Source organism: Arenibacter palladensis, assembly GCF_900129275.1.
In the GTDB taxonomy this organism is placed as follows: Bacteria; Bacteroidota; Bacteroidia; order Flavobacteriales; family Flavobacteriaceae; genus Arenibacter; species Arenibacter palladensis.
The window spans coordinates 1,394,876-1,408,894 of record NZ_FQUX01000001.1; the positions used below are offsets into that span (position 1 = coordinate 1,394,876).

6 protein-coding genes are annotated in these 14,019 nt (G+C 39.4%); 4 read left to right on the forward strand and 2 right to left on the reverse strand.

Going from position 1 to position 14,019, the window contains the following annotated elements; genetic code table 11:
- Positions 1 to 146: 146 nt before the first annotated feature.
- Both BUA60_RS05585 and BUA60_RS05590 read right to left on the reverse strand, forming a co-directional pair.
- Positions 147 to 1,607 (reverse strand): sulfatase, encoded by a 1,461-nt coding sequence (locus tag BUA60_RS05585; RefSeq protein WP_218587885.1) that lies wholly within the window; start codon positions 1,605 to 1,607, stop codon positions 147 to 149.
- A gap of 68 nt (positions 1,608 to 1,675) precedes the next feature.
- Positions 1,676 to 5,794: a two-component regulator propeller domain-containing protein gene (locus BUA60_RS05590; RefSeq protein WP_084532485.1), complete on the reverse strand. Its 4,119-nt coding sequence runs from the start codon at positions 5,792 to 5,794 to the stop codon at positions 1,676 to 1,678.
- 293 nt (positions 5,795 to 6,087) lie between these two features.
- Here BUA60_RS05590 and BUA60_RS05595 point away from each other — a divergent pair, with 293 nt between their 5' ends.
- From BUA60_RS05595 to BUA60_RS05610, 4 genes are all read left to right on the forward strand, one after another.
- Positions 6,088 to 9,135 (forward strand): SusC/RagA family TonB-linked outer membrane protein, encoded by a 3,048-nt coding sequence (locus BUA60_RS05595; RefSeq protein WP_072860690.1) that lies wholly within the window; start codon positions 6,088 to 6,090, stop codon positions 9,133 to 9,135.
- A gap of 11 nt (positions 9,136 to 9,146) precedes the next feature.
- Positions 9,147 to 10,706 carry a RagB/SusD family nutrient uptake outer membrane protein gene (locus BUA60_RS05600; RefSeq protein WP_072860691.1) on the forward strand — a complete coding sequence of 520 codons (1,560 nt, stop codon included), beginning with the start codon at positions 9,147 to 9,149 and terminating at the stop codon, positions 10,704 to 10,706.
- Complete coding sequence (locus tag BUA60_RS05605; RefSeq protein ID WP_218587886.1) at positions 10,693 to 12,264, forward strand: arylsulfatase; 1,572 nt, start codon at positions 10,693 to 10,695, stop codon at positions 12,262 to 12,264. Before BUA60_RS05600 ends, BUA60_RS05605 begins: the two co-directional genes overlap by 14 nt.
- A gap of 162 nt (positions 12,265 to 12,426) precedes the next feature.
- Positions 12,427 to 13,971, forward strand: coding sequence for a glycoside hydrolase (locus BUA60_RS05610; RefSeq protein WP_178346964.1), 1,545 nt, complete (start codon positions 12,427 to 12,429; stop codon positions 13,969 to 13,971).
- Positions 13,972 to 14,019: the final 48 nt, after the last annotated feature.

The window sequence follows — 14,019 nt, forward strand, 5'->3', positions numbered from 1 at the left end:
GATTTACGATTTTTTTGCCAAACCTCTGGAAATCCTCCTTCATAATGGCATTGATTGCATTTAGAGACCAAATTTTTGGCCTACCAATAATTTATTGAATAATCTCACTAAGTCGGGATTGCGTTCCATAAGATTAGCAAAAATCTCTATCTCACACTTTTTTCTTGAATCATTTTTTGTTCAAAAGCTGCGTCGTATTCCTTGTTCTTTTGGCTTGGAACCAAGGCATTGGTTGCTTTGCGCCAATCCATCAGTTTTTTAAGGAGTTCCTGGGTTTTTTCTGGATTTTGTTCTGCAACATTATTTTCCTCACTAGGGTCAGATATTAAATTGTAAAGTTCCAATGCGCCGTCTTCAAAATATTCATGCAGTTTCCAGTCGCCGGAAATAATTACGGATCCAGGGCGGGTACGGAACAATGGGTCACGGCTACCATCCTGTAAGCCTTGGTATTCCTGAAGGTATATGGGGAAGTGAAAGAAAAGGTCTCTCTCTGCCTGGGAACTGCCCTCGAATATGGGTCCTAAATTAATACCGTCCAGTAGCAGAGCTTTTTTATCGGGACTTGCGATATTTTGTAGGGTAGGGTAAAAGTCCAAATTGCTAACACGGGTGTTAGAGCTGGAATTAGGTTTTATTTTTCCAGGCCATTTTATGAGTAAGGGCACACGGATTCCCCCTTCATAGTAAGAACCCTTTCCGGCACGTAAGGGGTTTTGTTCGGATATGGACCTAATTCCTCCATTGTCCGAAGTAAAGATTACCAGGGTGTTTTTTTCCAGTCCGTTTGCTTTTAACGAGGTTAGAAGTTTGCCCACATTTTCATCCATGGAGGCCACCATAGCGGCATAGTCCGGTCTATCCTGACCATTGGAACCCTTTTTGGTCTTAAATTTATCAATGAGCTCCTCTTTTCCCATTATTGGGGTATGTACCGTATAGAAGGGAAGGTAAAGAAAAAAGGTGGTGTCCCTATATGTTTCAACAAATGAGATGGCCTCATTGGTAATGCGGTCTGTTAAATATTCACCCTCCGGGCCATTGGTAATATGGTCTATTTTATAAGGAGAAAAGTACCCCCCTTTTCCGGGATGGCCCTTGGAGCTTCCACCAACATTAACATCTATCCCCTGTTTCCTTGGGTCATTGCCTACATGCCATTTTCCGAAACTTCCGGTAATATATCCGGCCGATTTTAGCATTTGCGGGAGAGTATATATGGTATCATTTAAGTGGTCCGTATTTTGGATAGGAATAAGTTTTCGTGTCTTGGAATTTCCTCTGTCCGATGGGCTTACCGTATAAACACCATGTCGTGGAGTATTAAGTCCGGATAGTAGACAGGCCCGACTGGGAGCACAATTTGCAGCTCCGGCGTATGCATTGTAAAAAATCATACCCTCCTTTGCCAATGTGTCCAAATTTGGGGTTTCATAATACTCACTTCCCATAAATCCTAAATCTTTCCAGCCCAAATCATCTACATTTATAAGGACAATATTGGGAAGTGCCTTATTTGGCAAGCTTTCTTTGGGGGTTTTGCAGGACTGTAGGCAACACATTATCGTTAAAACAACAGTGGTGAGGAATGGTCTTAGGTGATTCATGTTTCTATGGTTATTTGGTATTGGATAGGGTCTAAATTATGGTAAAATGTTTTAAACAGGGCATTGCACTAAGGCACTAGGTCCTTTTTGATTATTGCTTTATCCTTCGAAAATTGCCTTGCAAATTCTGTTGGACTTTTGCCGTACTCCTTACTGAAACATTTGCTAAAGTATTTTTGATTGCTGAACCCCGTCATATAGGCCACTTCTGAAATGTACATTTGGTTTTTCTTTAGGAGTTGGGCGGCTCTTTTTAAACGTATTTGTTTAATTAAGTTTACAGGAGTTTCGTCCATAATGGCTTGCACCTTTCTATAAAGATTGGCCCTACTCATCCCCACTTCCGAAGCTAGAAACTCCACACTCAGTAAATTATCATCCATGGAGTCTTCTATAATTTGAACTAGCTTTTTAATAAACATTTCATCCTGGGAGTCCACTTCAATCTCTTGAGGTTCTGCAGTAATTATTTTACTGTACTTTTCTTTGAGTTCTTGTCGGGTTATAAGTGCGTTTTTTACTTTCCATTTTACAAATTCTAAGCTGAATGGTTTTTCAATATAGTCCTCAGCCCCCAAGCTCAAACACTTTATTTTTGTCTCTTCCGAGTTTTTGGCAGTTAGCATAAAAATGGGAATGGTGTTTATATCATTATTGTCTTTCACCCTTTTAAGCATAGATACACCATCTTCGATGGGCATGAGTATATCGCATATAATCAATTGCGGTTTTTCTTTAAGAATGGTTTCGTAACCTTCTTGACCATTGGAGGCCTCAACTACATGGAAATCATCCTTTAATTCCTCTTTTACCATAAACCTCAAGTCATTATTGTCCTCAATCAACAGTACCTTGGGTTTGTCTTTATGATTTGAGTCTGTTTGAGCATCGAATTCTGAAGATACCTCCTCAATAACCTGAAATTCGGAATTATGGATAAAATTTCGAGTTAAGGGTTTGCCCGTATCTATTCTTTCCTTTTTATCGAAGGCATTTTTATGGATTGGTAGAAAAAAGGTAAATTCTGTAAATACACCTTCCTCACTTTCAACTATGATGTTGCCGTGATGTCTTTCCACAAGTTTTTGAACCAATTCCATGCCTATTCCCGTACCGGGAATCTGATTGCTATAAGTCTTGGTAGCTTGGTAATATCTATCAAAAATATGTGGTAGGTCTTTTTTGGGTATACCAATTCCGTTATCCCGAACGGAACATTTTATATACTCGCCCTTTTTTCTGTGTAGCCTAATAAAATCGTTGTCGTTCATATTTGCAACTTCCAGGGTCACACTTATTTCCCCTTTTTTTAGGGTGTGTTTAAATGCATTGGAAAGTAGATTAAACAGTATTTTTTCCATAATGTCTACATCGTACCATCCCCTTATTTCTTCCTTGTTACAGTTAAAGTGGTATTTTATTTCATAAATTCTTGCAAAATCGTTGAAGGCATTTTTTATGGTTCTTATGTCCCTTACGATATCATTTTTGGATATCCGCAATTTTAGTTTGCCCTCGTCAAATTTTCTAATATCCATGATTTGATTGATCAGCCTGTGCATTCTTAAGGTATTGTTGTAGATGCGTTGGGAAGTCAACGGACTTAAGGTAAATTTCTTTTCTTTTACCACTTTTTCAATAGTTCCGAGAATTAAGGACAAAGGTGTGCGTAATTCATGGGAGATATCCGTGAAAAAAACCATTTTCATTCGGTTTATCTCATTATCTTTTTCTCGGCTTATGGTCTCAGCGACTAAATTTTTCTTTAAAGTATACCATCTTTGCACCAATAGAAAGGCAATGTATATGAATACGGCCAAAAGCACAATGTAAATGAAGTACGCTAGATTACTTCGCCAATAGGGAGGTGCAATCACAAAGCTGAGTTCGGTGGGGGTGGTATTCCAAACACCGTCACTGTTGGAGCTTTTTACCTTAAAGGTATATTTCCCAGGGGGCAGGTCATTGTAATTGGCATTTCTATTGGAAGCCTTGGTGTGATGCCAAAAATCATTGATGCCTTCCAACTTATAAGTATATTCATTTTTATTCGGTGCTGTAAAATCCAGTGAAGAAAACTCAATGGCGATGTTATTACTGTTATAGGGGAGTTCCAGTTTTTCAGAAGAACCAATGCCCTGTATCGGCAATGAAAAATTCTCGGATGGGGATTCAGTGGATTCATTGCCCAAGATGTCAAATTTGGTGATAACGGTATTGGGGATAAGATCTGATTTTTTGTAATTTTTGGTATCAACACTGTAAAATCCGCCGGGACAGCCAAAGTATATGGTCCCATCTTGGTCTTTTAAATAAGAGTTGAAGATAAAATGACTTTCAGCCAGGCCATCCTCCATTCCAAAATTCACGAATTTTTTTTCTGTAATATCAAATCTTGAAATTCCGGCCTGTGTACTAAGCCATAAATTTCCAGAGTTGTCAGTTTCAATACTGGATACGGTGGTAGATAATAATCCCTGTTTTTTACCGTAGGATTGTACAGTTTTGGTTTCACTGTTGTAAAAATTTATGCCGCCACCCCTTGTCCCGATCCAGATGTTCCCGGGTTCCGTTTCCAACAAGCATAGAATGGCATTGGAAGAAAGGCCATCTTTATCTTTAAGGTTGGGGTTAAATGTTTTTAATTCTTCATTAATCAGGTCTACCATAAATAGGCCATCGCCCCTAGTGCCGACCCATAGGTTCTGCTTTTTGTCCAAATGCATTACCGAAACATTCTTTCCCATTAATAGGGAAATAGTCTTTTGTTTAAATTTGGAAAGATTGGGCCCTGTATGTACAATGTCTATTCCACCACCCCATAGGCCGACCCATATTTCATTTTGGTTTAAAGGTATAATGTCTTTTATGCCTTTTGAAAAATGTTGCAGGGTATCTACCCCTAATGTTTGGTTTTTTATGGTGTAGTTATTGGATTTTAAAAGTGCTCTTCCAAATCCAATTAACAGCTCCTTGTTTTCATAATCTTTTTTTACTACGGTGTAATTTTCTGTGGTATAAAGTAGAGGTTCATTGGTATTTAATTTCTTGTTGAATCTGTAAAGCCCTTTTTGATTTATAGTCAAGAGGATCTCTCGATTATTTTCCTTTAAAAAAGATTGAGGGAAGAAATTTGTCAAATTTTCGTCTACACCTGTGTATTCGAAAATGGAAGTCCTTCCAATGTATTTATATACTCCTTTGTTGGAGGCGATCCAAAGGTTGTTGTATCTGTCTAGTGTTAAGGAATTGATTCTGCTTTGGGAAGATTCGTTCTGACTATTGGAATTATTTACGTTCTCAAAAGAATATTTATTGTTTTTCAGGGTTCCCTTTATTAAGCTGGATGGTGTTCCGATCCACAGGGTTGCGGTTTCCTCTTCTTGGGCCAAGGCGGTATATGTAGGCGCTACAGGGCTGGTATCGGGAAAATGGTTATAGGTTTTTAAGACCTCCAATTTATTATTGGCCTTTGCATAACCCAGAACAAATACACCCTCATCGGTGGTGGCAATAAACCTGTTGTTTTTTGTGTGGATTATGGTTGCGGTATTTTTTAGAAATCCAGACTGGATTAATTTATTTTCCTTTCCTAAAACAATTATGCCGTTAGGGGTGGCAAGCCAAATTCGGCCAAACTTGTCCTCTGCAAAATGATTGACTTGTTTGTCGTTGGCCCAAATGCTATTGTCTTGTTTATAATTAAATTCGGTTTGAAATTGGATGTTATCGACTTTTTCATTGGGGATTATTTTTACGATTCCAGTGTTGCGTAAATTGGCCCAAATAGTGCCATCCAAAGATTTCCCTAAAACTTTTGAGGTATTGTTTTTGTAAAAGCCTTTAAACCTGTTGGATTGCCTGTCATAGAAAATTAAGTAGCTTTCGCTTCCTATCCATAAATTTCCAAGATCATCCTCTACAATAGAGTTTATACTGTTGTTGGGGATGGAATTCTCATCAAATACATCGTATTGATTTTCTTTAAGGGAATGCCCATCATATCTATATAGGCCACTATCCGTTCCCAACCATAGAAAACCCAAGTGATCCTCAAAAACAATATTGGTCTTTTTGTTAAAGGGTACTCCATCTATATTCAGTTTTTGAAGAATGGTGTTGTTCCCTTGAGCCATGCAGCCAAGGTGAATTAACAATGCAAACAGATATAATGTTATGTACTTCATGGTTTGGAGCTGTTATCTGGTATTGGCCGGGCCTTTTAACGAATAGGTGTGGATAATGCCATCATAATGTTAATAAATGTTAAAAATAGCTCGACTTATTGCGAAATAAGGAGGATTAATGTCAAATATTCAGGGTAAATATGTTGCAAAATAGGCTATTCAGGCCTTTGAATCAAGGAAATGCAACATTATTACACCAAATTGGGATGTATAGCCCCATGTCCCATTTTATATTTACACCATGTCGATTATTGTGGGATAGTCGTATTAATTATTAACCAACATATACCAATATGAAATTAAAAAGTATTTTATTGTTACTACTGTTTTTCAGTATTGTATCGCTTCAAGCTCAGCAAATTATAAGCGGAACGGTCGTTGATGAAACAGGTCAGCCTCTTCCAGGGGTGAATGTTTTGGTCAAGGGGACTACTACAGGTGCTGTTGCGGATTTTGATGGAAATTATTCCATTGCCGCATCTGAAGGCTCTGTTTTGGAATTTAGGTATTTGGGCTTTATTGCTCAAAGTGTTCAGGTGGGAAAGTCTACTACTATTGATGTAGTCCTTCAGGAAGACGTTTCCCTTTTGGATGAGGTGGTGGTTATAGGTTATGGTACCTCCACCAAAAAGGATTTGGTGTCTTCCGTAGCTTCTATTAAATCCGATGTTCTGGAAAACCAGCCAGTGGCTAGGGTAGACCAGGCATTACAGGGTAGGGCCACCGGGGTGGAAGTTACTTCCAACAATGGAACACCGGGTACAGGTGCTACCATTCGTATTAGAGGAAACAGTTCCATTAATGGAAACAATGATCCGCTTTACGTTGTGGATGGGTTTATTGCAGGTACCGGATTTAACCTTAATACTATTAATGTCAACGATATTGAATCTGTTGAGATATTAAAGGATGCTACCGCATTATCTATCTATGGAACTAGGGGAGCTTCGGGTGTTATTTTGATTACCACCAAAAATGGTAAGGGCATGGCACCAGGAAAGCCTGTAATTGCAATCAATCATTACCAAAGTATTCAGGAGACGGCCAACCGTATCAATATTTTGGGCGGACGGGATTTTATCGATTATAAAAATGAATCGTATCAATTTGTACCTGGACCCGATGGTTTTGGGTTTACGGATACAACCTTACCATTGGTGTTGGATCCTGAGAATACTACTACAACCGATTGGTTGGATTTGGTGGAGCAACCAGGTTCTATCTCCAATACCGATCTATCCATTACGGGGAATTCTGAAAATGCCAATTATTTTATATCTGGAAACTACTACAATCAAAAGGGATTGTTAAGAGGTTCTGGCTTGGAAAGGGTAAACTTTAGAACCAATGTGGATGTAAAGGTTTCCGATAGGCTTAAGACCGGTATCAGGACAAACTTAACGCATTACAAAATTGAGAACAATAAAGTAGATTATGGCAATATTGTTTCCAGCGTATTGCCTATACGACCAGTTTATCTTGAAGACGGTAGTTTTTCCTTTGAGAATCCTATAAGTGCAGGTCTGGAGAGAAACCCGGAAGCAGATATACAACATAGAGTGGATCATGACTTGGTTACCCAAATCATAACTAACGCCTATGCAGAGTATGAATTGGCAAAAAACCTTTCTTTTAAATCTACTTTTGGTGCACAGTTAAACTATGTAAAACAGAACAATTATTTGCCAGGTATCTTGCCTGAACGTGTTAATGGTGGTTTTGGTAGGATCAATACCAATTTTTCCAAGAGTTTATTGAATGAGAATACCTTAAATTATGACGTGGATTTGGGGAACCATTCCTTAAAAGTATTGGGAGGTTTTACCTGGCAGAAAGATAATAACGAAAGTACGTTTGCCGAAGCCGATAATTTTCCCAATGACGTAGTTTCGTTTAATAACTTGGCATTAGGTGATTCAGAAACAGCACTGGTTGGTTCAGGATATGGACAACGAACCCTGACTTCTTTCTTGGGTCGTGTCAATTATGGTTACAAAAGCAAATACTTGCTTACCCTTGTAGGACGTTATGATGGGTCCTCAGTATTTGAGACAGGTAATAAATATGCCTTTTTCCCTTCTGTGGGTGCAGCTTGGAACGTTGATGAGGAAGAGTTTATGATGGATTCCAACCTAATCAACAGGTTTAAGATAAGAGGTAGTTATGGTATTGTGGGGGAACAAGGCGTTGCGGCTTACAATTCCATAGCCACTTATGCCAATACAACGACTGTCTTTAATGGTTCTCAGGTAAATGGAGTACTTGTTGGACAAGTTCCCAGTAGTGGTTTAACCTGGGAGACAACCAAGCAAATGGACATAGGTTTGGAACTTGGATTTTTGAACAATAGGATTTCTTTGGAAGCCGATTATTATAAAAAGACAACAGATGACCTACTATTATCCGTAGCTCTATCTGGTCAGGTAGGAGCCAATTCAACTACCCAATTGCAGAATTTGGGATCTGTAGAGAACAGGGGCTTCGAATTTGGTCTTAATACGATTAATGTACAGAACGATAATTTTACTTGGGAGTCCAATCTAAGTATATCTTCTAACAAGAGTGAGATATTGGAGTTGGATGATCAGGAATATATTTCATTGCAATCTACAGGAAATCAAGGAGGTAACTCTGCTAGGTTGATTGTTGGGGAAGCATTGCCGACATTTGTAGGGGCTAAATACCTAGGTACCTATAAAACTGCTGATGAGATTATTGCCGATGGAAGGCAAGGTAGATCATTTATCGGAGGTCCAAGATATGAAGATGTAAATGGTGATACCAATATTAATGACGAAGACTTTCAGGTACTTGGTAGTCCAATACCGGATTTTTACGGAGGATTTAGAAACACCTTTACCTACAAAAACCTTTCCTTGGATGTGTTTTTCCATGGTAGCTATGGTGCCGAAATTTGGAATGTTAGAACACAGACGGCCTACTATGGTAGGGGAGAACAAAATGTGGACCCTATTGTTTTGCAACGTTGGATAGCAGGTGTAAATGAGACTTCCGACATTCCAAGGGCAGGTCCATCCAACAGTCTATTTAATGTTAATAGTGATTTGAACATAGAGGATGGTTCTTATTTGAGATTGAAAACGATGACCTTAAATTATAATATTCCTATGGAGGCAAAAGGGCTCGGAAATGTATTCAGCGCAATGAATGTATATGTTACAGGAACGAATCTTTTCCTTTGGTCAGACTTTACATTGGGGGATCCAGAAGTAAATGCCTTTACTGCGGGTAGCGGACTTGGTTCTGTTTCCCAAGGTTTTGCTTCAGGTCAATATCCATATGCTAAGACAATAACCCTAGGTGTAAAACTAGAATTTTAAAAAATACAGATATGAAAACTAAAATAACGAGCAAATTATTAATGCTACTTATGGGCTTATTGGTTTTGAGCTCATGTGACAAGTTTTTGGAAGAGGATTTAAGGGACGAAATTACACCAGAATCTTTTTTCACCAATGATAAGGAAGCAGAACTTGCGGTAAACGGTGTCTACAGGTTATTTCATAATAACAACCTTTACGCGCAACGTGGATTGGACAATTATTACACAAGTGGTGCCGACATACAGGCGGCCAGTAGAAACGTGAATAATGAGATACACAATTATCTTATTCAAGAAGGTACGGCAGATGGCAATGGTACCTGGATTTACCTATATCGTGTGGTAAACAATACTACCGAGTTTATCTCCAATATTGAAGGTAATGAAAGTTTATCGCAAGAAGCCAGAGATCAAAGAGTGGGAGAGCTTTTGTTTTTAAGGGCATTGGCCTATTATCATTTGACCAATCTTTGGGGCGACGTTCCTTTTTATACCGAGCAATTGCCGGTACCAGAAAGGTCCATACTAGGGAGAACGCCAAAAGCGGAAATAAGAAGTGCTATGAAAACAGATTTGGCAAAGGCCTTTGATTTGTTGCCAACTTCCTATTCCGGCAGTAATTTGGGTAGGGCTACCAAATGGGCCGCAGCAACCCTTAAGGCTAAGTATCATCTTTTTGATAAAGAATGGGGATTGGCGAAGATTGAATGTGATAAGGTAATTGATCAAAGTCCGCATAGGCTCTTGGATGATTATGCCGATGTATTCGATCAATCAGATCCAAGCAACCAATACAATGATGAATATATTTTTGTAATCGATTTTGAGTCAGATTTAGTAGGTGAATTATCTACTACAAGAACAGATGATTACAACCCACGTATAAGGGACGAACCTGCAAACCGTAATAAGGATACCGTGGTAAACGGGGTTTCCGGTTCCAAGGTTAACATATTTCAAGGTCTTTTGCGCGAACGAAATGAAGATATGACCGGTTATGGTTGGTCCGTTCCTTTGCCAGAATTTGCCTTAAGGGAAAATTGGCAGGATGGGGATTTACGTTATGATGCTACCATCGTTACAGAATATTTAGGATGGAAATTATCTTTCCCATACTTCCGTAAAAATTGGAATTTGGACCAGGAAAATTCATTACGAGGCAATCATCCTGAAAACTATATCGTATTCCGTTTAGCTGACGTATATCTTATGGCAGCTGAGGCTGAAAACGAAGCCAATGGCCCGGGCAATGCCTATGCCTATGTTAATAAGGTAAGGGAACGCGCTTTTGAACCGGATCAGCCTTGGAGTGGTATGTCCCAGGTTCAATTTAGGGAAGCCATGTACGAGGAACGAAAATTTGAGCTTAGTGCAGAAGGACATCGCCGAATGGATCTTATTCGTTGGGGTATTCTGTTGGACAGGGTAAAGACGGTTCAACATAGAGCTTGGAACAATCCTGCTGCCAACATACAGCCTTACCATGTTTTATTACCTATTCCACAGAATCAGTTGGAATTGAATCCAAATTTATTGGAGTCGGACCCTACCAATAATGGGTATAGATAGTACCAAAATTAAGTTATTGCCATGGGGCGGATTTAAGCTGTCCCATGGCATTTATGATACCATTTCAATGATGAGACAGTCTTCTTATTTAGTTATATTTTTATTATTGATTATTGGCTTGTCCTCATGCAAGAACAAGGGGCAGCAAACAGCAGCCGCCAAAACTGACAACGCTCAGGAAAATACTGCAAAACCCAATATTATTTACATATTGGCAGATGATTTGGGCTATGGGGATTTAAGTGCCTATGGGCAGCAGAAGTTTACTACACCCAACATAGATAAGTTGGCTAGCCAGGGAATGCTGTTCACCGAACATTATTCGGGTAGTACGGTATGTGCCCCATCTAGATCGGCCTTGTTGACAGGTATGCACACCGGCCATACGTTTGTGCGTGGTAACAAGGAAATACAACCCGAGGGACAATACCCTATTCCTGATAATACCTATACATTGGCAGAAGCCCTGAAAAAAGCAGGCTATACTACTGGTGCTTTTGGTAAATGGGGACTTGGTTACCCAGGTTCGGAAGGCGATCCTTTAAACCAAGGTTTCGATACTTTTTTCGGGTACAATTGCCAGCGTTTGGGACATAATTACTACCCTCGCCATTTGTGGGCCAATAACGATTCCTTAGTGTTGGAGGAAAATTCAGGGAAGAAAAAGGGGATTTATGCTCCCCAGCTTATCCATGAGAAAACGTTGGATTTTATTGAATTCAATAAGGACAATCCATTTTTTCTCTATGTTGCATCAATTATCCCCCATGCAGAACTAGCAGCACCAGAGGAAATAATGCAAAAATACAGAGGAAAATTCCCTCCTGAAAAGGCCTATAAGGGTGTGGATGATGGGCCTGAATATAGAAATGGACCCTATGAATCACAGAAGGAAACCCATGCCGCCTTTGTGTCCATGATACATATTTTGGATAAGCAAGTTGGTGAGATAATGGCCAAATTGGAAAAGTTGGGCATAGCGGACAATACCATTGTTATGTTTACTTCGGACAACGGCCCACATACCGAAGGTGGTGCCGACCCGGATTATTTTAATAGTAATGGTCCGTTTAAAGGTACCAAGCGGGATCTTTATGAAGGAGGAATCAGGGTTCCGTTAATTGTTAAATGGCCTGGACATGTTAAACCAAATACTAGAACAGATCATGTTTCTGCATTCTGGGACGTATTTCCAACATTTGCAAGTATTGCCGATATGGAAGTGCCCTCTTCCTTAGACGGTGTTTCCTTTTTACCTACGCTATTGGGAGAGGAAAAAGAGCAAAAAAAACACGAATATTTGTATTGGGAGTTTCATGAGAAAGGTGGCAGACAAGCCATTAGAAAAGGCAAATGGAAAGCGGTGAAATATAATGTTTTTGCATCAACCGAGGATCAGATGGAACTCTATGATCTTGATACCGATATAGGGGAAGAGAATAATATAGCCAAGGAATACCCGGAAATTGTAGAGGAAATGAAATTGCTTTTTAAGGAGGCAAGGACACCTTCCGAAGTATTCACTTTTGATCAGGGCACCTATCTGAGTGTAGAATAAAAAAATTGTTAGTAGTTAGATTAGTTTAGTTTTTAAAGAGCCCTATCATTACGTATAGGGTTCTTTTTATTAATTTGTTTCATCAATGATGACTGACATTCTAAGTGTTGATAAAGATTAAATACAATTTCACCCCTACTATAGAATCCGTAAATGGCGGCGATGAAAAATTTGATAAAATTATACTTCATTTGGTGCGCCTTTAATTGGGCGGGGGCACAACAAAATCCTACAATAGAGGTCCAAATAAATAAGAATACCCATTTCCAGACCATTCACAATTTTGCAGCCTCCGATGCTTGGGCTGCCCAGTTTACGGGCGTATGGCCCAATGAAAAAAAGCAACAAATGGCCGAGTGGTTGTTTAGTTTGGACAGCAATACGGATGGATCACCAAGAGGAATCGGCCTTTCGGCTTGGCGTTTTAATATAGGGGCGGGAAGTACGGCCCAAGGTGAAGAAAGTGGTATTAAGGATCCATGGAGAAGGGCCGAAGGCTTTTTACTGGATAATGGGAATTATGATTGGCAAAAACAAGCAGGACAACGTTGGTTTCTGCAGGCAGCAAAGGCAAATGGGGTAAATCAATTCATAGCGTTTGTCAATAGTCCGCCAATACAATTGACCAGAAACAACAAGGCACATTCAGACGATGGCTTGGCGGCCAATTTATCCCAGGAAAAGTATGTGGATTATGCCAACTTTCTTGCGAGGGTATTAAGACACTTTAAGGATAGTCTAGCCATCGATTTCGATTATATAAGTCCGTTCAATGAACCTCAATGGGAGTGGAAAGGCGGACAAGAAGGTTCTCCTTGGAACAACGACGAATTGGCCAATGCCACTAGGGTAATCGATTCAGTTTTTAATCAATATAAAATAGATTCCAAAATTGAAATTACCGAAGCCGGTCAAATAGATTATTTAACCGGAGAGAAAGAAAAACATCCTAACAGGAGCAATCAGATAGCATCGTTCTTTGCTCCTGAAAATCCGAATTATTTGGGCAATCTAAAATCCTTGGCGCCGAAGATCGCGGCACATAGTTATTTTACTACCTGGGATATTTCAAAACTTAAAAAGGAAAGGGAACGAATAACCGAAAAATTAGTGGAATACCCTTCCTTGGAATATTGGATGAGTGAATATTGTATTTTGGAGAATAATGAGGAGATTAAGGGAAAAGGTAGGGATTTTGGAATGCCTACGGCACTCTATGTAGCCCGTCTTATCCATGCCGATCTTACTATTGCCAATGCCAGTGCATGGCATTGGTGGTTGGCCATGAGCCCTTACGATTTTAAGGACGGACTAATCTATATTGACAAGGAGACTAATGACGGTGATTTTTATGGCTCCAAATTGTTATGGGCCTTAGGTAATTATTCCAGGTTTATCAGGCCGGGGGCCAAAAGGGTGTCAGTTATCTATGATGCCTATAATACAGAGAAAAACCTAAAGGACGGGGTGCTGCTATCCGCTTATAAAAATACCGATGATAGTTTGGTGCTGGTTGTAGTAAATCAAAGTGATGCCGTTACTGATATAAAATTGAATGTGGCCTTACCGCCCAATACCAAAATGGAGAGGTATGTTACCAGTGAATCTTACAATCTTAGTAAAATGCCCAACGTTCAGTTTGGTAAAGGTAAATTTCAGATTATGGGTAAATCGCTGACCACATTTGTTTTTAATAAAGCAGATTAATGCTAATTTGCCCGAATCATTTTCAATCATTTAAGAAAAAATCGCTTT

Excerpts from the sequence above, each read along its gene's own strand:
- BUA60_RS05610 (WP_178346964.1), top strand. The coding sequence starts at position 12,427 with ATGAAAAATTTGATAAAATTATACTTCATTTGGTGCGCCTTTAATTGG.
- BUA60_RS05605 (WP_218587886.1), top strand. The coding sequence starts at position 10,693 with ATGGGTATAGATAGTACCAAAATTAAGTTATTGCCATGGGGCGGATTT.
- BUA60_RS05585 (WP_218587885.1), bottom strand. The coding sequence starts at position 1,607 with ATGAATCACCTAAGACCATTCCTCACCACTGTTGTTTTAACGATAATG.
- BUA60_RS05600 (WP_072860691.1), top strand. The coding sequence starts at position 9,147 with ATGAAAACTAAAATAACGAGCAAATTATTAATGCTACTTATGGGCTTA.
- BUA60_RS05595 (WP_072860690.1), top strand. The coding sequence starts at position 6,088 with ATGAAATTAAAAAGTATTTTATTGTTACTACTGTTTTTCAGTATTGTA.
- BUA60_RS05590 (WP_084532485.1), bottom strand. The coding sequence starts at position 5,794 with ATGAAGTACATAACATTATATCTGTTTGCATTGTTAATTCACCTTGGC.